The following is a 22,485-nucleotide window of genomic DNA, read 5'->3' on the forward strand; positions in this document are numbered from 1 at the left end:
ATACTATGAAATTAAAACCACTCGCTTTGGCATTGGCCATGGCAGGCTTAAGCCAGCATGCGTTAGCTGCCCAAGATGAACACACCTATGCCAACTTGGATGAAGTTGTCTCAACTCACCTTTTTTTAGACTTAGATGTTGATTTCGCCGACAAACAACTTGAAGGCTTTGTGGAACATAGCCTAGAGTGGAAAGATAAAAGTGCGCGCACCTTGGTGCTTGATACTCGCGATTTGGAAATTGATCGCGTTATTTACGAAGACAATCAAGGCAAATGGCATAAAGCTGACTTTACCTTAGCCCCGCGCAACGATGTTAAAGGCGCCAAACTGACCATTCGCTTCGCCCAGCAGGCTCCTAAAGTACGAATTTACTACAACAGCTTGCCACAAGCTTCTGGCTTGCAGTGGCTTACGCCAGAGCAAACTGCCAGCAAAACCCAGCCGTTCATGTATAGCCAATCGCAAGCTATCCATGCCCGTAGCTGGATCCCAGTTCAAGATACACCAGCGATGCGCGTAACCTATAGCGCCCGCATTGAAACACCAGAAAACGTGCGTGCGGTAATGAGTGCCGACAACACCGGGGCTTTCATTAAAGACGGCGATTACTTCTTTGATATGCCGCAGGCCATTCCTCCTTACCTGATCGCTATTGGTGCCGGTAACTTGGAATACAAGGAAATGTCGCATCAAACCGCTATTTTTGCTGAGCCTCAAATTCTTGATGCGTCAGTTGCCGAGTTTAATGACACTCAGGCGATGATTGATAAAACCGAAGGTATGTACGGTGAATACGCATGGGGCCGCTACGACTTACTCATGCTGCCGCCAAGCTTTCCGTTTGGCGGTATGGAAAACCCGCGCCTATCCTTTATCACCCCAACCGTTGTCGCCGGTGATAAGAGTTTAGTGAACCTTATCGCTCATGAGCTGGCCCACTCTTGGTCTGGTAACCTGGTGACGAACGCAACTTGGGAAGATTTATGGCTTAACGAAGGTTTTACTTCGTATGTGGAAAACCGCATCATGGAAGAGGTATTTGGCCGCGAGCGCGCAGTGATGGAGCAAGCTCTGGACAGCGCCGGGTTACGCGCTCAACTCAAAACCATTGACGCTCCCGATACGCGCCTAAACTTAAAGCTAAACGGCCGTGACCCAGACGATGCCTTTAGCTCAGTGCCATACACCAAAGGTCAATTGTTCCTTATCTACTTGGAGCAGCAATTTGGTCGTGACACCTTCGATACCTTTGTGAAGCAATACTTCAGCGATCACGCTTTCCAATCTGTGACTACCGACGAGTTTGTGGCCTACTTAGACAAGCATTTATTAAAGGCCCACCCGGGCGTGGTCAGCTTAGAAAAAGCAAAAGAGTGGATTTACCAGCCAGGGTTACCCGCCGATGCGCCTAACCCCACCTCTGACGTGTTTGATAAAGTAGATGCACACACTCAAGCTTGGCTAGCAGGCGATAAGCAGCTCAGCGACTTGCCAACGGCTGACTGGACTGTGCACGAGTGGTTGCACTTTTTGAACAATCTGCCGCGTGATTTAAACAATGATAAAATGGCAGAGCTAGACGCGCAGTTCAACCTCACGGCATCGACAAATAAAGAAGTGGCGTTTGCATGGTTTATGTTAGCGGTAGGCAATGGTTATGAAGCGATTTACCCTGCATTAGACCAACACTTGAGCAGCATTGGCCGCCGTAAACTCATTGTGCCCTTATACAAAGCACTTATCGCAAACGGTAAGCGCGACTGGGCGTATGACGTTTATCAGGGCGCACGCCCAGGCTACCACCCCTTAGCACAAGGTACGATCGACGCCTTATTCAAGTAACTGGGCTTTGCCAGTTTAAACGTTGCAAAAAGGGCGAGAAATCTCGCCCTTTTTTGTACTTGTAACAACGATGCTAGTTTTACTATTGTTGGTTTGCATTTACTTTCTCCAAGAAAGCTTGGCGCTCTTGCGCACTGGCTCGCTGCCACCAAAAGTCCAGCATAGCCGCAGCACTGACGTTGTTATTAACCACGACTTGGGCCGCTTCAAGGCTCTCTTTATCAGGGTTATTGGCGCTGACTACCGTCTTCGCCTGTGGTGCCTCAGCTGGCGCAACAGAAGCCATCGGCGCTGCTAATTTTTGCCCCCGCGCCTGTAAACGCACTGTCGGTGCTTCGGCATAAAGCTCGGCCGCTGCGGCATTACTGGCACGTTCAAAGATCACATCGTAATCCTCGCCCGCTTTTACCTCTAAATTTACCCAAAATGGTTCTGACTCCACCACTTGATGATCATCAAACCCACTTTCATACAAATCGCTGTATTGCAGCTTCAAACGGTATTGCCCTGGAGCTAGCTCCAATTCATCGACCGTTGAGAAAAATGACTGCTCTATCTCTTTATCATCCACCTGTAACGGAATGATTTCCTCCGGGAAGTACACCATCTCGGCCTGCACCTGAGGGGCCAAAGCCAGTGTTATTAGGCTGGTCATTATCGTTTTCTTCCACATAGTCATTTCCTTGTTAGCAAATGGATTAAGCTTCAGTTTGACACTTCTGCTTTTCTTTGTCATTACTGGCTCATCCATGAAAAGATAAGGATCACATCGTGAGTGAAGAAACCATTTTCAGTAAGATTATTAACCGCGAAATTCCAGCAGATATCGTGTACGAAGATGAACATGCTTTAGCATTTAAAGATATTAATCCCCAAGCGCCGTTCCATGTGCTTATTATCCCAAAAACCCCGATAGCTACCATTAACGATATTACCGACGAACATGCCGCCACAGTCGGGCATTTGTATGTTGTTGCTGCAAAACTAGCTAAAGAACAAGGCTTTGCAGATGAAGGTTATCGCGTGGTAATGAATTGCAATGATCATGGCGGACAAACTGTTTACCACATTCATTTGCACATGCTGGCCGGCAAAGAAATGGGTTGGCCTCCTTATCAGGATAAGAAAAAAGTATAACTTTCGCTTATCTTTTATAAGGTTAACAAATATGGGCAGAGGTAAAGAAGGTGTTATCATTGGCTCCGCTGCCCTGTACCTCGCATTCTGCCTGTATATACCCAGAAGTTGAAGATTATTAATCTTTTTTCACTAATAATTCTGAGCCACCTAATACAAAAGAAGTGAGCTCCATGATACGATAGTGGCAATAATGTAAAAGAGCCGCTAACCACAATGAGTAAGACTGTCTTTCTATTACTTGAACAAGACCCCATCAACCAAATAGGCGTCAATGTCCTTGAGCCACTTCTGCGTACACAGGGACTCGAAGTCCATAAAGGCACCGACGTTGCTCAGGTTAAGCCTGGCACCACTTACTTATTTATCGAAACATCATCAGACGATGCGTGGAGTCGTTTAAAAGAGCACTTAGTCAATTTAAAAGTGGAATGTGACATTGTGCTGTTCAATCTAGATGAGAATCCAGAGCTCGCTAATCGGGCGCTACTAAGTGGTATTCGTGGCGTGTTTTACACCACAGATAATGCCGATGTGATGATGAAAGGCATTCGCTTACTTCAAGAGAACCAGTTGTGGTATCGCCGTGATGTTATGTGTAACGTGCTGAACCGCATGCTGCAATTTAATAAAGATTCGCTGCACAAACTCACTGAAGGTGATATTGAGCCGGTGAAGCTGACCAAGCGCGAGAAAGCCATCGTCGCGTTAATGAGTAAAGGCGCTAAGAACAAAGAAATTGCCGAAGATTTAAATATCAGCCCGCATACGGTTAAAACTCACTTATACAGTGCATTTCGTAAGACCAAGTGTCGTAACCGTGTGGAGCTATTATCTTGGGCTCAAACTAACATGCCCAATGAATTACGCTAATCGCTGATATCAAAAAAGCCGCCTATTGCCGGCTTTTTTGTCGGTAAAATTTATTTACCCAATGGCGGCTTTAGCGGAGATAGACACGCATGGAGAGCTTTTGTGAGAACCTGTAAGGTGTTGTCTCAGCGCTTCGCACTAATGGGTGATATTAGACTTTTGTTTACACACTCACCAATGTGTTCAGAAAGGTAGACAGAGCGAACATACCCACCCACCAAAATCTGTAATTCTCCACTTTTTTCTCTAGGCATAACCCAAATCAAATCTACCTCTCTGGAGTCTCGGCCAACAATACGTTCAACTCCGTTTAAACTAATCGAAACTCGCTCGGTGGGATGCGAGCCGCTAACTTTTGAAGTAAAGACTCCCTCGAAGGATTTTTTAACTCTTCGACATCTAACGCTATTTCCGAGCAAAGGACAGCATTAGCCTCGTGCGAATTTATCGCAAAAATCAGCGGGGAGGTAATGTCCTTTTCCATATTCTTAGTGAAAAACACTATTACTAAAATTATCGGAATAAACACGACGAAGGAATACCCAACAATTCTTAGCTTCGATGCTTGCCTCCGATTAAATTCTCTTAGTTCTTCGCCATTCATACTCATAACACTCCTCTTAGGAGCAGGCTATAATAACGAGCGAAGCGCAAGGACAGCCCACTTGTTTTCGTCCCAACACCCCGCGCGCGTTTACAACGGTTTATGATGCATACCCAAACTCAAAAAGAGTCATAAATGCAAAAAGTGATAAAACACTCCCAGCCATGTAAATCCTAGCTTGCTTGTAACTACTAGGATTGTCTTTTTTGTTTATCATCTGCGCCAAGCCTGAAGCAAATGCATGTAAGCTGGCAGTGGACATTTTTCTTTCTAAAACAAGCATTCCCAGATTGGCAGCAAAGAACATAAACAGTATTAGTAATATTACTGTTGCGATAATTACTGATGTACTTTCAATGTTTACCAAGCCGAACCCTTTCTATGTATAACACCCCAACCAGGGGCTGATAATTGCTTGCTAAATTGTGAAGCGAAGCAGAACCGAGCCAAGCCTTAGCAGTCCCACATAAGTTGTTTGTTAGGGCTACAAATTTTCCAGCATAGCCCCAAAACTATTCCATTTTTCCAAAACAACTGTATGTAATGAAGTAGAAACGGAATCGATAGATTGACCGACTAAAAGCGCAGCCGAATTAAAACCCTGTAGACTTGAACTTACTTCAATTTGCATACTTCCTTGCCCAAATGCATGGGAAATGCCATCAACTGGATTAGAGTATCCCTTGAATAGCCCTCTTAGCATACCTCCAAACCCTGAATTTGTTTCTAACACATTTAGATGGGCTATTGCTAAAGTAGTTAATTCGTTAAGTAAGCCAACAGTTGAATTGAGCTCATTAATTACACTTGACTTAATACAGCCAGAATGAAAATTACTTGATAAATATGTTTGGGATTCAATTTCAGAGAAACCAGATTGTATTAATAAAAAATGAGCGTTATCCCTTAATTCATGCTCAATCTCACTAAGAACTTTATGAAGATCTGTTTGTATTTGGGGAACGTTTAGAGCAATTATGGCTTTCAAAGATGCTTTTCTATCACCACTAGGGTTAGAAATGATCGGTGCTATGTCGCTTAAAAATAATGTATTGAATTTTGAAATTAGAGAACCTAAGTTTTCTTGAAATTTCCGTGCATCCCACATCAGATTAGAACTCATGCACAAACTCTCCTTGTAGCCCTAACAACATATTAGTAAGACCTTACAAGGTAGCATACCTTGTAAGGGTAAGATGCACCATTACTAGCGCGAGAGCTCTGTATAAATGTGCCGGGCGGGGCTATTCAAGCGCTGTACGTCGGTATTGCTCGACCGGCAGGCCACCGATGCCCCAGCTGTCGAGTTCGACTTCATCAATCACCACCATAGTGGTCGCTGGGGACTTATTTAATACCTCAACCAGTAACTCGGTAACCCCTTTTATTAAGGCTGATTTTTGCGCTTGGGTGACTCCCTCTTGCGTTACTTTAATATTCACATAGGGCATATCCTTCTCCTTACTTATCAATAATATGAAATACTTTTGCAATAATGCGCCACTGCCCAGCACTGCGTACCAATGACAATAAATCAACATAGTCCTGAGCACCGATAGAGCAACGCACCCTAGCCTGTGCAGTGTTATCGCCAAGCAGCTCTATTGCATCTATGCTGTCTTGACGCTGCTCACCGCAAGAAGCGGGCGATGTACGCTGAGCGATCACCTCACGATAGGTGGGCATATCGCGATACAGCAAAGGTTGCTTATCTGCGCTCACATAAATAGCTTGGGGATGAAAAACGCTATCGAACTTCTGCAAGTCGCAGTGGTACAAGGTATCGAAGTAGCGTTGCAACAACGCAGTAATTTCTGGCAACTGCTTCATGAGGTGACCTGCTCAGACACCAGCCCTTCGGTGTGCATCGCTTTGCGCACACTTGGACGAGCATTAACTCGCTGCCAGAAGGCATTAATGGCAGGCCATGGCGTCAGTGAAAAGCCAATAAACTGTGACCAGTTAATAATGACAAAGGCATAGGCATCAGCCACGGTAAAGGTATCGCCTTGCAAATATAAGCTGCCAGTACTTAACTGAGCTTCAATCGGTGCGAGACGTTTGCCAATTTTCGCCTGTGCCGCCTGGCGCTGTGTGGCTGTTAATTCAGCTCCTGAGAAAAAGGGGCTAAAGCTCTTATGCAGCTCAGAGCTTAGGTAAGCAAGCTGCTCACGAAGCTGATAGCGCTGCCATGTGCCAATGCTTGGGGCAAGCGCTAGTTGTGGTTTTAGATCGGCTAAATACTCAAGAATGGCTGGGTTCTCTGTCAGTATTTTTTGGTTATCAACGGCCAGCGCAGGCACATAGCCTTTGCTATTAATTTCGCTGTAGTTACCCCCCGTCTCGGTTTGACCTTTATCGGTGTCAACACGCTCAAGTTTAAAGTCGACCTCAAGCTCATTGAGGATAATATGCGAGGCCATAGAGCAGGCGCCAGGTTTGTAGTAAAGCTTCATTTCACGGTATTCCTGTTGTTGTCCTTGTGGAGCTTTAGATAATATCTAATGGAAATTAGATTACTAGAAGTAACCACGCATTTGGTGCTAGAATTGGGTTACCGCACAGAAACTTAGTCACTCTTATGTCATTGAAAGTTAGGCTGAATAAAAGCCCTAAACCACCCCAACCCTGCATGCTTACAGAATGTATGGCGGTCATTTCCGGTGCCTGGGCGCCCAATGTAATTTGGTGTTTACGCGCTGGACCGCGCCGCTTTAATGAGCTGCGAATTGATATCCCGCCGATTTCGGCAAAGGTACTTTCAACTCGCCTAACTGAGCTATTAGAGCGCGGCGTTATTGTTCGCCATGTACGTGATACCTCTCCGCCCTCGGTGGAGTATGAGCTTACCGAGCTTGGCCAAGAACTTATTCCAGCATTAGACGAAATCGTGAAGGTCGGTCACAAACTTAAAACCATGGGCTATCTACAAAAGCAGTACGACTAGCACCATAATCACGGATGAGTTGTGACTTTTCGCATGGCCATCGAGTGAATTTTGCGTATAGTAGTGGCTATCTAACGTAAACTTTTAACTTGTTGATGCTCGACGCAAAAGCCCTTTTTTACACCAGTGCCGCTGCCGTATTTGTTATGGCGCTGTTGAACTTTATTACTTGGCGGGCCAACCGTAATTTTGTCGGTATTGGCTTGTACGTGTTTTATCCCGTGTGCTTGTTATTAGCGATTTTACTGTTCGCGTTGAAGAGCACCGTTGATGTGGGCTCACAGGCGTTAGTGGTGCTGGCTAACATTAGCTTTATGCTCGGCTCCATTATTCATGTGTTAGCAATCAGCCATTTTTTAGATTACAAAGGTTTTGTTACCACCTTATTTATTTTCGTTAGCGCCTTTTTACTCCTTGGCTTTACCTACTTTATGTTCTTCGACAGTAACTTACGTACTAGGGTGTTATTGTCTGACTTACAACATATTGCTGAAGCACTGTGTCTAACCTACATTGTTATTCGCTACGGACGACATAAATACCCCAGTGCCAGTTTGGTGTATTTAATTGCCTTGGTGATGTGTTTAGGCATATTCAGCGCCCGCACAATTTGGATTGGCGATATCGACCGCTTCAGCCTGATCCGTAACGATTGGTTTAGTATGACGCTGCTGATTAATGGCGTGCTAGCGCCGATGCTCTACGCTGCTGGTTTGGCGTTATTCTGTAACGAGCGTCGCGAGCTTAACCTTAATCAACTCACAGCCAAGGCGCAGAAAGATTTAGAAATTCGCGGCCTGTTTTTATCTACCGTCAGTCATGAGATCCGCACCCCACTCAATGGCATATTAGGCAGTGCGCAATTGATCATGAACCAATCCAATAACCCCAAAAACAAGCCCTATTGTGAAGCCATTATCAACTCAGCCGAGTCGCTTAACCTACTCATTGATAAAGTCCTTGAGTATGCGAGCTTGGACCAAAGTGATGAAGCCCTCTTTGAAGAAGACGTAGAGTTACGCACTTGGATTAATAACCTGTGTTTGTTGCTAAGCCCGCTGGCAGAGCAAAAAGGGGTCAAGTTTGAGTTGAACTTTAACTTGCCGCGACAAGCCTGTTATTACTGCGACCACCAAAAGATACGACAGGTACTGATTAACCTAGTAGGTAATGCCATCAAATTTACCGACCGAGGTGAAGTGATTCTACAGGTAGATTTATTGCGTGAAGGCCAAGAAGAGCACACCCTACGCTTTAGTGTTATTGATTCAGGCCCCGGCATAGAACAAGAAGAAATTCAGTATTTAACCGAACCCTATGTACAAAGTAGCGCCGGTAAACTCAAGGGCGGCTCTGGCTTGGGCTTAGCAATCACCAGCCGGCTGCTGGAACACTTAGGCAGCCAGCTTATTATTGATAGTGAAGTTGGCAAAGGCAGTACCTTTAGCTTTGATATGCGCTTAACTGTGGGCGAGCTTAGCCTCGTTGAGAAACGTCCGCAAACGACCCATTACCTCACCGGCCTTGATGTGTTGTTAGTAGAAGATCTCGACCTTAACCAAAAGATTGCCATAGAGTTTATGGCCGAGGACGAGCATCGAGTGAAGCTCGCTACCGATGGCCATAGCGCCATTGAACTGATGCAGCAGTATCATTTTGATGTGGTGTTATTGGACATGAATTTACCCGACTTAAGCGGCCAAGAGGTAATCCGACGCTTGAAGAATATCGACCATCGCAATCATCGCACGCCGTTTTTAGCCTTCACTGCCAGCCTCAGCCCCGATGAAGTGAAAGAATACCTGGCCTTAGGGATCAAAGACATTGTCGGCAAACCTATAAAACAAGAAAAGCTGCGCCAAGCATTAAGTGACTCGCAGTCCAGTCAAGCACCTAATTTGAGCGTTGAGCTTAAGGATGTACTCTACGATGAAACCGCCGCAGAGCAAATGGCCAATACCTTTGAAGAGCAAGAGCTGACCTCTATTTATAATGAGTTCGTGCTTTCAGCCCGTAACAAACTGCTACGTTGCCAGCAACTCATGGCCAGTGATAAAGAGCAGTGCATCAAAGTGTTACACCGCCAAGCCAGCACAGCTTTGCAACTCGGGTTTAATCGCTACGGCATGGCGTTAAAGAAAATTGAACGGCGATTGCTTGAGGATAAGCCGCTAGATACTCACCTAAGCGATTGCCTTGAGTTATGGCAACAAAGCTTAGAGCTGTACCTTAAATCAATGCGCGCCCAAGTCTAGCGGCCATAATCATCATCAAAACGGACGATATCATCTTCTTCAAGGTATGCACCGCTTTGCACCTCAATCACCCGCGCGACAGTGTTTGAGGCGTTGCTCAGGCGGTGTTTTTGTCCCGCAGCGATAAAGGTTGATTGTCCAGCGCTGAGCTGGCTTTGCTGGCCATCAATCTCCACCAGCACAGTGCCGCTAACAACCACCCAGTGTTCAGCGCGATGTTGATGTAGCTGCAAAGATAGTCGCGTCTTGGCATGAAGCATAATGTGCTTTACTTTAAAATCGGGCCCCTCATTGAGCACCTCGTAGCTGCCCCAAGGTCGAAATACTTGGCGGTGACGCAAACGTCGCTGTGGGTATTGCTCACTGACTTGGCTCAGCAGAGCTGGCATAGTGTGCAGCTGCGATTTGGCTGCCACTAAGGTGGTATCACCGCTTTGCACTACTGCCAAATCATGCACTCCTAAGGTCGCCACCACCTGATGCTCGTCAGTCACCACTAAGTTGTTATGACTATCTTGCAGCACCGCCTCACCAATCACCGCATTGCCATGATGATCTTGCTCTGTGTGTTGCCATACTTGCGCAAAGCTGCCTAGGTCGGCCCATTGCAGTGGCAGCGGGCAAGTGAGCACCTGTTCGCTATGTTCCAACAAAGCATAATCAATAGAGTCACTGGGCACGTGTTGCCAGGCATCGGCATCAATACGAACAAAATCAAGATCGCGGTGAAAGTGCGCCGCTTTGCGCAGCGCAGCCATCATCTGTGGTTGGTGTTGCTCTAGCTCTCGCACAAAACAGCCACTGGTAAACATAAACATACCGGAATTCCAGTAGTAATTCCCGTGTTCGATATACTGCTGCGCTAGCGCGTATGAGGGCTTTTCCTTAAAGTGCTGTACATGAAATAGATTGGTCGCCTGTTCTGCGGCTTTACCTTTTAAAATGTAGCCATATTCTGTGGCGGCGCGCGTGGGTTCAATGGCGAACGTAAGTAGCGCCTGCTCACTGTGCTGCGCTAACGCCGGTAAACGCTCAATTAAACACGCGGGATTAGCAATCGCATGATCCGCCGGGGTCACAAATAAGCTGGCATCGGGATAATGTTGCTGTGCCCACAGCGCGGCAATAGCCACCGCTGCGGCAGTATTTTTGCTCTGTGGCTCGAGAATAATGGCGCAGGGATCAATGCCTACCTCCAGTAGTTGCTGCGCGACCATAAATCGATGTTCGGCGTTGCACACCACCAGCGGTGGCAGCAAGCAGTGATACTGTACTCGCAGTGCAGCCTGCTGTAACAGTGAATGCTCGCCATCTAGGCATAAGAATTGTTTTGGACGGTCTTGGCGCGATAACGGCCATAAACGCGTACCGCTGCCGCCCGCTAAAAGCACAGGTAAAATCAACATACCAGCTCAGAACTAATAATCGAATAACAATTATACCAGTTCTTCATGGCGTTGATTAAGCCTTGGGTTGATCTGCAGAAGGCTCTCCATACTGAGCTAGTTGCTCTTGCAGTGCCGCCTCAAATGCAGGCCGAGCACAGGCCCGCTGAAGGTACGCATTACAGGCTTTTAATTCGGCCAAGGCGTCAAAGCGCGCCACTAACCGCAGTACATCGGCCATTAAAATATCGGCGATAGAAAAGTCGGCGGCCAACCACTGCCGCTGCGTCAACACTTGCTCCATGTGCATCAGTCGAGCGCGTAAAAAGGCATCTAACTGTTGTCGGGCTGGGGTGTCATTGCTATCACCACAGAACTGGTAAATAGACCAGGGTAAACTAGCGGCTTCAACCGAGTTTAACGCCGCAAAAACCCATTCAATCACCTTGCTCCGTTCGCTGGCGACACTGGGCATCAGTGCGGTACTTTTCTCGCCGAGATGTAACAAGATAGCGCCGCTTTCAAACACCGACAGCTCGCCATCTTCGAGCCAGGGAATTTGCCCAAACGGCTGCCGGGCAAAATGCTCAGCGCTTCTATTTTTATACGCCACAGTGGCAACGCGGTAATCAAGACCGGCTTCTTTTAATGCCCAACGTACGCGCAAATCACGCACATAGCCACGCGGTAGTTCTGGCACCCAGTCGTAGGTGAAAAGAGTAATCTGAGTCACCGCACACCTCCTTGTTATTGCTAATCCTCTTAGCCTAGCAGCTTAAAAGTGATTATGCCGAGGCCAGAGGTTTACAAGTTGAGCTCAAAGTCATCCGCATCCTGCCATGCGGGAAAGGATTCCTTATAGTCCTCTAGCTGCGCTAAATCCAAGGTGACCGTAATCGTCTGGGCCTTATTATCCTCGCCATAAGCGAGCAGCTTGCCATCGAAGCGATAAGCTGCGGTGCCGCCATTGTGCTCAACACCTTGACCATCTTCACCAACCCGGTTGACCGCTAACACGTAACACTGATTTTCTATGGCCCGGGCTTTTAATAACGTATCCCAGGCATCGCGCCGAGCAGCTGGCCAATTAGCAATATTAACCATCACATCATAATCATTACGGTTACGTTGGAATACGCCAAAACGCAGGTCATAACATACTTGAGGAAGGACTCTGACCCCTTTTACGGTGAACACCTTGCGCGCTGTGCCGGCGTCCATGTGCTCACCCTCTTTGCCTAAGCAAAATAGATGGCGTTTATCGTAATAATCCAGCTCGCCACTGGGCTGCACCCAATATAGTCGGTTAAACTTGCCTGTCTCGTCGGCACTAATAACACTGGCGCACAAAACCGCTTGGCGGCGCTGGGCCTGGTCTTTAAGCCAAGCAATAATGCGCTCGCTATGACGCTCAACATTTGGTTCGGCGACAGCGAATCCAGTGGCAAAGGTCTCACTCAGCAAGATTAAATCAACCTCTGGTAGCGATTGTAGCTGCGTCGCTAAATGTGCGAGGTTTGCCTCTACGTCCAACCAGTGAATGTCATGCTGTAGCAAAGCGACGGTTAGTTTCGACATCGTTACTCCTGTTGCTCATAGATATTTACTGGCACCGATAAACGCGCCCCACCTATATCGATATGCTGCCATTGCGGCGTTGTTAAAGTAAACTCCCCTGCAGCCAAAGCCTGCTTAATTTGCTCTTCATCGTCAGTGGCGTTGGCCACCTGCAAGTGATAACTCTGCCACTGCTGTTGCTGGTTTTCGGTGAACATCACCCCTTGCAGATAATTGTGTTGCTGGTGCAGCAATAGCCATTCTAACTGCTGATCTTGGTTCACATCGGCAGCGATGAGGTACAAAGAAGCCCCCTGGCCATAATATTTGTAGAAGTTACTGCTATGGATAAACTGTAACAAGCTGGAAGGAGGTTGATTAGCCGCACCGGCAATGCGCACCCCTTGCAGCCATTGTGACTGCCATTTTTCAAAGTCGCTGGGTTCATCACGATTAGCATATAAGCGAACTATACGCGCTTTAAGAGAGTCATTATCAGTATGCTGTTGTATTTGCTGCAGCGCCTCAAAGCCAGCCTTGCCAAGTTCCCTGTAAAAGTAATACACATCAAACTCATCGGCACTGACTTGCCCCGATTGCAACCGGTGTACTTGGCTTTGGGCACTGAGCTGTTGCAAATTAGCAAGCGGTGAATTGACCGCCAACAACGCCATAAATAATGCGGCGCAGCCGATAACGTTGATTTTGTGCACCCAAATGAGCCACTGCTGGCGCTTGATGATGATAGCCCCGCAGTAACTGAAGGCAAAGTATGCCAAGGTGGCGCTGATCAGCACTCCCCACCCCCGGCTCACTGTCAGGCCATACTGTTCAATGCGCAGCCACAGGCCGTAATGTGCTAACATTGCGTATAGCGGTAAAGTCAGCAGCGCCAATAGCATCACCCCACGCCACCAGTGATAGTAAGACAGAGCATCGGTTCGGCTGTACACGGTATTAAAGAAGAACAACAAACTCGCTTGCATCCACAGCAGCATTAAGGTGCTGTTCTCCAGCCGCCAGAGCGACTCTAATCCGGTAAATGGCAAGCTGGCGATAAAGGTAATGGCCAGCACAGCAAGCACGGGCAGTAAAAATTTGGCTAAAATTTTCAGTAGCTTTTCAATATTTTCGACGGCCGAAAGCATGCTTCTAAGAGCAATAGCAGCCCCAGCAAACGCACAGGTAAGCACTGGAATACTAACCCAAGGTTCATCGAGCAGATCAGCTAAAATTTCAATGCCGATGGTGCTGAATAGCTCGCCACCAAGAAGCAAAATAAGCCATAAAGCTAAAGCAAAGAAGCAACATAAACTGAACTGAATAAAATGCTGCCAAGATAGCTCGTACAACTGCCGATAGGTGATCGGCTCGCCTCTGCTATACAAAGTGGCTACATTAAGTAGCTTTAACGTGGTGATTAAGGCACATAATACAAAGGTGACAATCAACGCGTCGTTATTAAAGAGCTCTTGTTGTGGCTGCTGCGCACCGATATACATCCCCAACACACTCAACAACAGCGAGTAGGGCACGGCTAAAGTTAAAAAGCGCCGCCAACCTGCGCGTTCTAATCGCAGGTAGCATAATCCAGGAAAGACGATAGTCAGGGTAACTAAACCCACCAACCAGGTGGGCGATTGCGCTGGCCAGTTGCCATTATCAACGGCTAAGTACAGCCACACCAGCAAGGCACTTTGCAGCAAAGCCTGAGGCACTAGCCATCGTAAAATAAAGTGCTGTTTCTGGGTCATGAGTATGTTCCTATCCTTAGTCGTTCATACTCACCATACGCTATTTTTAGCGCGTTGCGCAAAATCCTTATCGGGACACGAATAACATTATTGTTGGACGTTGTATGGCCACGTGTGGAAGGTTTTAATATAAAGCTGCTCTACTTCCTCTCTCGCCCAAGGAGTACGACGTAAGAACTTCAGCGATGATTTCACCGAGGGGTCATTCTTAAAGCTGTTAATATTGATATGCTGCGCTAGCACCTGCCAGCCATAATGCTCGACTAGACGAGTCACTATTTGTTCCAGCTTAACGCCATGCAGGGGGTTATTGGGTTGATTATCCATTGTACTTAGCCTTTTAAATAGGGCGCGATTGGCCTCATAACGCTAAGAATACCACGCAATGCACAGCGACTGAAAACTGCCGCTGTGCATCATTTAGTCTCAATCTAAAAGTTTATTATGGTAGAAACCGCTTGTTCGTCAGCCGTTTCAATGGATAAGGTAATTGTTCGTTGCTGCCAGTCAATATCAACCATGCCATAGTTGCTGCCCGATTTATTGATCAAATGGCGATTACCTGTGCTGAGGCGGCCAATATTATTGCTCACCGTGCCCACTTCACCACCCGGGATCTGAGTACCACTGCCAGCACAGTTTCCCCATTGCTGAGCAACGCCTTGGCCGTTTGTGTCGGTTTCGGTATAACACCACGGCTTATCATGATCTCGAGTAATACAACCTTGATAAGTTACTCCCGCGTAAGTAAACGGCAGTTGACACTGATGCCGATAAACACCGTCGCCTTGATGATCTGCATAGATAGGCATACGCAATGGGTTTTCTATATGATACGGCCAGTTTTGCCCAAACCCAGAGGCCGTTACCTCATAAACTGTGACCGCTTTGCCATACTCAGCACTGGCGGGAATTTTTTTCTGTAGAAGTTCGCCCCAATGTTGGTCGCCCGATAAGAAAATAACAGCTTGGGTACGTCCTTCATTCACGGCTTGCTGAACTAAGCGTAACAATCGCGCGCGTTGAGCTGGCATCTCTGCCCAAGACTCATAACTCGTTCCTGACATTGTTTGCTCTTGCATACTGCTGAGCGCGTCCTCAAAGGCCTGGCCATCACCATAAGCACAATAGCTGCTGCGGCTACGTTGTTGGTGTAACGGTGGCAGCACTTGAATGCCACTGGCTATTAAGGTGACTTGAGCTGGTTGTTGCAGCTGGTGCTCTAGCCACTGCCATTGCTGCTCACCAAGAATGGTACTTTGCTCACCCTCGCATTGGCCATATTGGCTAAATGTGGGCGAACGGAAGTAGCGTGCATCTAGGGTGATCACATGAGTACGCTCACCGCTGGGGCCAAGCATTTTGGCTTCATATATGCCCTGTTGTTGCTGATGACGTGGGTCAGTTTCGGGGATATCGAAGTGACGTAGATACTCCTGCTGCGCTTGCTCGCGCTTGGGGTAATGCTTACCGTCGTTGTTGCGGCCAAAGTCATGATCGTCCCAAGTCGCCATAACAGGGATTTGTGCAGCCAAAAATTGTCGATAATGTGGGTTTTGCTTCTTATCGTCGTATTTTTGCCGCATAACCTTCATATCTTGGGTGTCGGCATAAATATTATCCCCCAGCCATAAAAATAAATCGGGTTGATGAGAGATCAGTCGCGCCAAGGCCTCTGGCATGTCGCCCTTGGTTTTGAAGCACGAACCCAAAGCAATGCGATCTAAACGTTTACTTTGCTGCGGCTGCGTATGTTTAAGTAGCTCAGGTGGCGGCACTGGCGCGCACTCTTGCCAACTGCCATCAGCAACATAACACCAAGGTGCACTGTGATTACGTGTGCTACATCCATAAAAAGATTCGCCTTGATACTGCGAAGGGGCCTGGCAGCGCTCTCCCTGCACGGTCATAAATTGAGGGATAGTTTCATTACGAACATGCCCCCATGTCGCACCGTCTATGGCTTCTTGTAAATAACACCATTGCGAACCGCTATTATTTCTGTCGGTTGTGCCTTGATAATCAGTGCCCATATAGCTGAAGCGCTTTTTACACGCTTCATAGTGCACTTCGGGCTCAGCCAAGGCTGCGCTACTGAACAGTGCCACCATAACACTTAATGTTTTTTTCATTATATCCTCGGTAAGTTGTAAAGTTCCTTTAAAAGAAACAGTCTACCGAAGGAATGTTAAAAAGAAGTTAAAGTCAGCAGCTCACCCTTTTAGGCGTTACTTATAATGCGCGTACATCTCATCCAAGGTTTGCGACAAACCGTCTTCTTGCACCACGCGCACATGCTGACGATTCAGGCCACGTATGTTATTCACCCCACAGGAGTGAGCAATCAGACCGATGCCATAGTGAATATATTTATTGTAGTTCGCAACGCGCTGAGTTTTATCAACCACATCAAGCCCTTTCATCAGTTTCGGGTTATGGGTGGTGATCCCTGTGGGACAAGTGTCTTTGTTGCATTGCAGCGCCTGAATACACCCCAAGGAAAACATGTGGCCACGAGCCGAGACCACAAAGTCAGCGCCCAAGGCAACCGCCCAGGCCACTTTGGAAGGCACAATCAACTTGCCAGAAACAATGACACGAATACGACCACGTAATCCATTACGCTCTAGCAAGTCGACCACCCAAGGCAGGCTCTCTTTCAATGGCAAACCAACCGAGTCCAGCAGCGGTTGAGGGGCGGCGCCAGTGCCACCATCGGCGCTATCAATAGTGATAAAATCTGGCGCACTGTGCTCGCCACGTTTTTTAATCAGGGCCACCAGTTGCTCAAGCCACTGAGTTTCCCCTAATACCGCTTTAAATCCCGTTGGCTTCCCGGTCACCTCACGCACGTGGTTTATCATATCCAGCAAATCACTAACGCTTTTAATTTCCGGATGTCCATTCGGGCTAATGGAGTCTTTGCCCTCAGGAATACCACGAATTTTGGCGATTTCAGCGTTGACCTTAACCCCAGGTAACATCCCGCCTTTACCGGGCTTTGCACCTTGACTCATTTTGATCTCGAACATTTTCACTTGCTCATGGGCCGCCACTTCCTTGAGTTTATGATCACTGAGCTGGCCATGCTCATCACGCACCCCATATTTGGCGGTGCCAATTTGAAAGACAATATCGGCGCCACCCTCAAGGTGATAGGGGCTCAATCCCCCCTCACCGGTATTCATCCAGCACCCCGCTTGACGGGCTCCGCGCGATAGCGCCAACACGGCGCGTTTAGATAAAGCGCCATAACTCATGCCAGAGATATTAAACACCGCCTTCGCGGTATAGGGGTGGCGAGATTGCTCACCGAGTACAATGGGCTCTGGGTCGATGGCGTCTTCTTCTAAGGTGGGAAAGGCACAATTCATAAACATAATAGTGCCGGCTGGGTCTAAGCTTTGTGTGGAGCCAAATGCGGAGGTGCGATCAACATTTTTCGCTGCCTTGTATACCCAGCTGCGCTCGGCACGGTTGAACGGCATTTCCTCGCGGTCCATGGCGAAGAAATATTGCCGAAAAAACTCGCCTTGGCGCTCGAAAAAATAACGAAACCGACCAATAACTGGATAGTTTCGACGAATTGCATGCTTGTTCTGATTAACATCAACAATATAAAAATAAATCACCACCAGTACGATGATGCCCAACGCCAGTAAAAACAGACTGGTCAAAAAGTCGATGGCGTAAATGAAAAAGTCGCTCATCAGCTAACCCCTTGTTGTCCCTAATGCTATGCAGATTTACATATAGTGAGGCAATTGACCAGACTGTTAACAGGGTTATTTTATCTCTACCCAGAGTACAGCGATTGAAACAAAAGTACGCAGCACCATTAGTAATAACCGTTTTTGCCGTAGGGCACTTCTAAAGTGTTATCTTGTTGGCGAGTCGGCTGACCGCACATTTCATCGTAAGCACTGCTATGGCGCAGTACCATGGCGTGATAGGCAATATCATCGAACAGCTTTTGAATATGCAATGGGCTAATGGCTTTGAGGATCTCGCCTCGAGGGTCTTTGACATAGTATTCAATATTGTTGATTACTACCGATACTTGATACAACGCCATATCCAATGAGTGGATCACTACTTTTTGAATCGGTTGATGATGCTGCAGGTTAGTAAAGTCGATACCCATGATTTGCTCCAAACATTAAGGTTTAAAGCTATACGTAAGCAAAGGCCATGGCGATTAAAGCATGCTATGATGGCCTTGTCCGTTAGTTACAGTAATAATCATGTCACCGCCTATTCGTGTCGCTAAGTTTTTATCTCATGCTGGCGTTTGCTCACGCCGACAAGCCTCAAGACTGATTACCGCCGAGCGAGTGAGAGTCAACGGTGCCTTGGCGCAACACATTACCCATGTCAGTCCCCATGACCATGTCACCGTGGATGGCGAGGAAGTGCTGGGACTGGCGCCGAAACGTTATTTTGCTTATCACAAACCGGTGGGCATTGATTGCAAGCTGCAATCACACAACCCTCATAGTCTTATTCATCACCTCCCAGCAGGACCCCGTGTTTACCCGGTTGGTCGCCTTGATAAAGACTCACGCGGGTTACTGATACTGACCAATGATGGTGCGCTGTGCCAACGCCTCTCACACCCCGACTTTGCGCATCAAAAAGAGTATTGGGTTGAAGTTGATAAACCATTAAACCCCGAGTTTTTTGTGCAAATGCGCAGTGGCATTACTCTGGGCGAACACACGACGCGTCCCTGTGTTTGCGAACCTCTGTCAACAACTCGCTTTAAAATCATCCTGACCCAAGGGCTTAATCGGCAAATCCGTAAAATGGCGAAGCACTGCGGCTATCGGGTTACCGACCTTATGCGTGTGCGTATAGGAGACTATGTACTGCAACCCGAGCTGATCAACGAACACCATTTTCAAGCACTGACACCGGAGCAGGTGTACGGATTACAAAAATAACTTGACGACATTGACTACAAGTGTAATCTTTAGTTTAAGAATTACATTTGTGAGCAATACTATGATCGAGTTGTCGAAAGCCGAATTTGCCGTTATGGAAGCCCTTTGGCAAGGCCACCCAGCGAAAGCCAGCGAGGTGGTTGCACGCCTGAGCGACGACACCCAGTGGCATGAAAAAACCATAAAAACGCTGTTAGGCCGACTAGTAAAAAAACAGGCGGTCAGCTTTGAAAAACAGGGCCGTTTATACAGTTACACACCCACAATTGGCCGCGAAGAATATACCCTCAAGCAAAGTAAAAGCCTAATACAACGATTTTTCAGTGGCCGTATTGCGCCATTAGTCAGCGGTTTTGCGAAAACAGAGCAACTGTCACAGCAAGATATCAACGAACTCAAAGCCGTTATAAAAGAGTGGGAAGACCAACAAGGAAAGTAATATGTTTGCCTGGATCATCGCCCAACAAGCTTGGCTCTCTGCGTTGTTAATAACACTTGTTATTGTCGAGCGCTATGCCCTTAAATCATTGACCGCCCGTTTTATATATGGCCTGTGGCTTGTGGTTCCTGCAGCGCTCATAGCGCACCATGTTGAGCTCAGCCAATCAGTGGCATCACCGACAGTGCTAAACAGTTACATCGTGACGCCTCTGCAGCAAGCGAGTACGCAGGTTAGCATGAATTGGGAAATCGCTTATTGGTTTGTGGTCACAGTGTTATTGCTAGGTGTTTTCTTGCAGCATGCACAGTTCCAACGCCGCATAGGCGCTAAACTGACCAGCACTGCCAGCGTAAGTAATGCATCACTGCCTATTTACGAGAGCACAAAAATAAGCTCCCCCATGCTTATCGGCTTTATAAGGCCACGTATTGTGCTACCTAGCTATTTGGTAACACAGCATAACCCCGACACCTTGGCTTTGATGATTGAACATGAGCATGTGCACCTAAGACGCCATGACAACATCATTAATGCCGCTGCGTTAGGTTGTGTGATTTTAATGTGGTTCAACCCACTAATATGGCTAGGATACTTCAGCTTAAGACGCACCCAAGAGCTGGCCTGCGATGAACTGGTATTGGCAAACAAATCAGCCACACAGCGCTTGCTGTATGGCAAATCCATGGTCGAGTGTGCGAGTCGTTCGCAACTGCACAGCTTGGCTTATTCATACTACGGAGATAAAAACATGATGTTACAACGCTTACATAATATGCAATCGGCGAATCGGGGTCATATCGTCGCTAAAGTGCTGAGTATTTTACTCGCATTCGCGAGCCTAACGCTGATTGCCACAACACAAGCAGGTGAAGGGCACAATCAAGACAAAACCGACCAACCGCAAGCAGTGATGCGCATAGAACCAAAGTACCCAATTGAGGCTGCGGAACAAAACATTTCCGGTTCTGTGGTTTTGCGATTCCAAATTGCGCAAGATGGTTCGGTGAACAATGTCACGGTGGTGAAATCACAGCCGGCCCAAGTGTTTGACAAAGAGGCGGTGCGTGCGCTTGAACAATGGCAGTACCAGCCTTATTCGGATCCTGAGCATGAGCACCTAGTGCAACTTGATTTCAAACTCAGCAACGACGTGCAATTGCCTGATTTAACCGAGCGCATTAACGTCACTTCGCACTAATTCGCGACCAACAAAAACACAAAGCAAGCCCCTTAAATTAGGTGCTTGCTTTGTGTTTTTCGTTAACACCAGAAAAGTGCTAAATACTCAGTGCGATCATAGCAATGGGACAGGCATAGGAAACCGCCCAAATTAATGAGCGCAACAAGTGTAAATCAAACCAATAGCAAAGACAGTACAACACCCGCGCAACAATATAGCTGATAGCTAAGGTATCCATAACTGCGGCTTGTTTATTGGCGCCAATCACCACAGCTAATGCCACAGCAAAAATAATCAGGGACTCGAAGCTATTTTGGTGCGCTGCTAATGCTCTTGCGCCAAAGCCGGTAAGCGCGTGTTGTTGCGCTCTAGGATGGCGATTATCGTACCCCCCTTGCTGGTTCTGCGCCCAAGCGAGCGGCGCTTTGGCAAGTATAGGTAACACACAGGCGATCAACGCACACACAACTATTACACTCATAATCGTTCCTTTTTAAAGGCCACAGGCTTGGTACTACCCTAATCCAATGATAAGCCCGGTGCTAGGTTATTGTTTTTTACGCATCACAGCTCCTATTTTAGCCCCTAAAACAGACACCAAGGTTAAATAATTGTAAATTTCAGCTTGCAATTGTACCTCTTTAGTCTATTTTCTGATCGGAGGTCACACCTCTACCCTGATGGAAATAACAATCAACAGGAACACACATGAAAATAAAACTAATCTCTCTCGCGCTTACGCTCGGAATGAGCCAAGGCGTTTTTGCAACTGAGGGCGTTGCCTTCATTCACGGCACAGGCCAGCAAAGCGATGCCTATAACGACTACTGGACCAGTGGTTTTGTTGATAAGGTTCGTCAAGGCATTGCCAACCCCAATAACTTTACGGTGATTAATTGTGACTTTGAGCAGTTTATGTGGGCCGAAGGCGCCGCAGGTTGCCTAGCCGACTCATTAAACAGCTTTATTGCTAACAAAAATATTACTGACTTAACGCTGATCACTCATTCAAACGGCGGCAATGTCGTGCGTTGGATCCTTTCCAACCCCACGTGGGATAGCCGTTACCCAAGTATCATCAATAAAGTCAATCACACCATCGCCTTGGCCCCTTCCAGTGGCGGCACCCCTTTGGCCGATGCGGTGATTGCCGGTAACACCTTTGAACAAGGGTTAGGTTGGATCCTCGGCTACGGCAATGACGCAGTAAAACAACAACAAGTGTCTTGGATGGCTGCTTATAATGCCGAGTGGTTAAAAGGTACGCCGAATCGCCCAACCCTCCCCTCACGTTTTGAAACCGTGATCGGCAGCGACGTTGAATCTGCGGTATGGGATTCGGATAGTTATTGCGGTGGTTATCAAAATCAAGTTGGCCTAGAGGTCACGCAAAACTGGCTTGATAACTGCTCCGACGGCTTTCTGGAGTGCAGTTCTCAAGCTCTAGCGGGCTCGGTATGGTTTACCGATAAATCACGCACCCGTGGCAGTGAGCCACTAAGCCACCAGCAAAGTCGTCGCGACTGCTTTGGCCTGGGCGATATGCTGAAAAACAGAATATAGG

Annotated in this window: 24 protein-coding genes; 9 read left to right on the forward strand and 15 right to left on the reverse strand. The window is 47.3% G+C overall.

What is annotated here, in order from left to right; translation table 11 throughout:
• Positions 1–5: 5 nt before the first annotated feature.
• Complete coding sequence (locus FIU82_RS14360; RefSeq protein WP_138510047.1) at positions 6–1,844, forward strand: M1 family metallopeptidase; 1,839 nt, start codon at positions 6–8, stop codon at positions 1,842–1,844.
• Between the two features lie 82 nt (positions 1,845–1,926).
• On the opposite strand, the gene FIU82_RS14365 is transcribed toward FIU82_RS14360, so the two are convergent.
• A complete protein-coding gene (locus FIU82_RS14365) occupies positions 1,927–2,517 on the reverse strand; it encodes a DUF2057 family protein (RefSeq protein ID WP_152441349.1) in 591 nt (196 codons plus the stop codon).
• A gap of 98 nt (positions 2,518–2,615) precedes the next feature.
• On the opposite strand from FIU82_RS14365, the gene FIU82_RS14370 reads away from it, so the two are divergent.
• Positions 2,616–2,981 (forward strand): histidine triad nucleotide-binding protein, encoded by a 366-nt coding sequence (locus FIU82_RS14370; RefSeq protein ID WP_045979365.1) that lies wholly within the window; start codon positions 2,616–2,618, stop codon positions 2,979–2,981.
• 216 nt (positions 2,982–3,197) lie between these two features.
• Complete coding sequence (locus tag FIU82_RS14375; RefSeq protein ID WP_022946419.1) at positions 3,198–3,854, forward strand: helix-turn-helix transcriptional regulator; 657 nt, start codon at positions 3,198–3,200, stop codon at positions 3,852–3,854.
• 704 nt (positions 3,855–4,558) lie between these two features.
• Here the strand turns inward: FIU82_RS14375 and FIU82_RS14380 are convergent.
• The 5 genes from FIU82_RS14380 to FIU82_RS14400 form a co-directional block, all read right to left on the reverse strand.
• Entirely contained in the window at positions 4,559–4,825 is a 267-nt protein-coding gene (locus FIU82_RS14380) for a hypothetical protein (protein ID WP_152441350.1), read from the reverse strand.
• 117 nt (positions 4,826–4,942) lie between these two features.
• Positions 4,943–5,581 (reverse strand): hypothetical protein, encoded by a 639-nt coding sequence (locus tag FIU82_RS14385; protein WP_152441351.1) that lies wholly within the window; start codon positions 5,579–5,581, stop codon positions 4,943–4,945.
• A gap of 121 nt (positions 5,582–5,702) precedes the next feature.
• Positions 5,703–5,909 (reverse strand): 4-oxalocrotonate tautomerase family protein, encoded by a 207-nt coding sequence (locus FIU82_RS14390; protein WP_045979368.1) that lies wholly within the window; start codon positions 5,907–5,909, stop codon positions 5,703–5,705.
• Positions 5,910–5,919: 10 nt separating this feature from the next.
• Complete coding sequence (locus FIU82_RS14395) at positions 5,920–6,288, reverse strand: nuclear transport factor 2 family protein (protein ID WP_053911097.1); 369 nt, start codon at positions 6,286–6,288, stop codon at positions 5,920–5,922.
• Positions 6,285–6,914 carry a glutathione binding-like protein gene (locus FIU82_RS14400; RefSeq protein WP_152441352.1) on the reverse strand — a complete coding sequence of 210 codons (630 nt, stop codon included), beginning with the start codon at positions 6,912–6,914 and terminating at the stop codon, positions 6,285–6,287. Before FIU82_RS14400 ends, FIU82_RS14395 begins: the two co-directional genes overlap by 4 nt.
• A gap of 191 nt (positions 6,915–7,105) precedes the next feature.
• Between FIU82_RS14400 and FIU82_RS14405 the strand changes: the two genes are divergently transcribed.
• Together FIU82_RS14405 and FIU82_RS14410 are read left to right on the forward strand one after the other, a co-directional pair.
• A complete protein-coding gene (locus FIU82_RS14405) occupies positions 7,106–7,405 on the forward strand; it encodes a helix-turn-helix domain-containing protein (RefSeq protein ID WP_197275966.1) in 300 nt (99 codons plus the stop codon).
• A gap of 95 nt (positions 7,406–7,500) precedes the next feature.
• A complete protein-coding gene (locus tag FIU82_RS14410) occupies positions 7,501–9,660 on the forward strand; it encodes an ATP-binding protein (protein WP_152441353.1) in 2,160 nt (719 codons plus the stop codon).
• Here FIU82_RS14410 and FIU82_RS14415 read toward each other — a convergent pair.
• The 8 genes from FIU82_RS14415 to FIU82_RS14450 all read right to left on the reverse strand — a co-directional run bounded on the left by FIU82_RS14415 (position 9,657) and on the right by FIU82_RS14450 (position 18,500).
• A complete protein-coding gene (locus FIU82_RS14415) occupies positions 9,657–11,066 on the reverse strand; it encodes a mannose-1-phosphate guanylyltransferase/mannose-6-phosphate isomerase (RefSeq protein ID WP_152441354.1) in 1,410 nt (469 codons plus the stop codon). The two genes, FIU82_RS14410 and FIU82_RS14415, sit on opposite strands and share 4 nt — an antisense overlap.
• 55 nt (positions 11,067–11,121) lie before the next feature.
• Positions 11,122–11,778: a glutathione S-transferase family protein gene (locus FIU82_RS14420; protein ID WP_152441355.1), complete on the reverse strand. Its 657-nt coding sequence runs from the start codon at positions 11,776–11,778 to the stop codon at positions 11,122–11,124.
• A gap of 71 nt (positions 11,779–11,849) precedes the next feature.
• Entirely contained in the window at positions 11,850–12,623 is a 774-nt protein-coding gene (locus tag FIU82_RS14425; protein ID WP_152441356.1) for an amidohydrolase, read from the reverse strand.
• A 2-nt stretch (positions 12,624–12,625) separates the two neighbouring features.
• Entirely contained in the window at positions 12,626–14,356 is a 1,731-nt protein-coding gene (locus tag FIU82_RS14430) for a DUF4153 domain-containing protein (protein WP_152441357.1), read from the reverse strand.
• Positions 14,357–14,443: 87 nt separating this feature from the next.
• A complete protein-coding gene (locus FIU82_RS14435; protein WP_022945019.1) occupies positions 14,444–14,683 on the reverse strand; it encodes a VF530 family DNA-binding protein in 240 nt (79 codons plus the stop codon).
• Positions 14,684–14,787: 104 nt separating this feature from the next.
• Entirely contained in the window at positions 14,788–16,488 is a 1,701-nt protein-coding gene (locus tag FIU82_RS14440; protein ID WP_152441358.1) for an alkaline phosphatase D family protein, read from the reverse strand.
• Positions 16,489–16,584: 96 nt separating this feature from the next.
• Complete coding sequence (locus FIU82_RS14445; RefSeq protein ID WP_152441359.1) at positions 16,585–18,066, reverse strand: FMN-binding glutamate synthase family protein; 1,482 nt, start codon at positions 18,064–18,066, stop codon at positions 16,585–16,587.
• A gap of 128 nt (positions 18,067–18,194) precedes the next feature.
• Positions 18,195–18,500 carry a DUF6482 family protein gene (locus tag FIU82_RS14450; RefSeq protein ID WP_152441360.1) on the reverse strand — a complete coding sequence of 102 codons (306 nt, stop codon included), beginning with the start codon at positions 18,498–18,500 and terminating at the stop codon, positions 18,195–18,197.
• Positions 18,501–18,600: 100 nt separating this feature from the next.
• Between FIU82_RS14450 and FIU82_RS14455 the strand changes: the two genes are divergently transcribed.
• From FIU82_RS14455 to FIU82_RS14465, 3 genes are all read left to right on the forward strand, one after another.
• The gene (locus tag FIU82_RS14455) at positions 18,601–19,299 is read left to right on the forward strand and encodes a pseudouridine synthase (RefSeq protein ID WP_152441361.1); all 699 of its coding nucleotides are present in this window, start codon (positions 18,601–18,603) and stop codon (positions 19,297–19,299) included.
• Between the two features lie 61 nt (positions 19,300–19,360).
• Positions 19,361–19,738 (forward strand): BlaI/MecI/CopY family transcriptional regulator, encoded by a 378-nt coding sequence (locus FIU82_RS14460; protein WP_022945014.1) that lies wholly within the window; start codon positions 19,361–19,363, stop codon positions 19,736–19,738.
• Between the two features lies 1 nt (position 19,739).
• The gene (locus FIU82_RS14465; RefSeq protein ID WP_152441362.1) at positions 19,740–20,939 is read left to right on the forward strand and encodes a M56 family metallopeptidase; all 1,200 of its coding nucleotides are present in this window, start codon (positions 19,740–19,742) and stop codon (positions 20,937–20,939) included.
• A 79-nt stretch (positions 20,940–21,018) separates the two neighbouring features.
• On the opposite strand, the gene FIU82_RS14470 is transcribed toward FIU82_RS14465, so the two are convergent.
• Complete coding sequence (locus tag FIU82_RS14470; protein ID WP_152441363.1) at positions 21,019–21,402, reverse strand: MAPEG family protein; 384 nt, start codon at positions 21,400–21,402, stop codon at positions 21,019–21,021.
• A 227-nt stretch (positions 21,403–21,629) separates the two neighbouring features.
• On the opposite strand from FIU82_RS14470, the gene FIU82_RS14475 reads away from it, so the two are divergent.
• Entirely contained in the window at positions 21,630–22,484 is an 855-nt protein-coding gene (locus FIU82_RS14475; protein ID WP_022945011.1) for a hypothetical protein, read from the forward strand.
• Position 22,485: the final 1 nt, after the last annotated feature.

This window comes from Pseudoalteromonas sp. THAF3 (genome assembly GCF_009363775.1).
GTDB classification, from domain to species: domain Bacteria; phylum Pseudomonadota; class Gammaproteobacteria; order Enterobacterales; family Alteromonadaceae; genus Pseudoalteromonas; species Pseudoalteromonas ruthenica.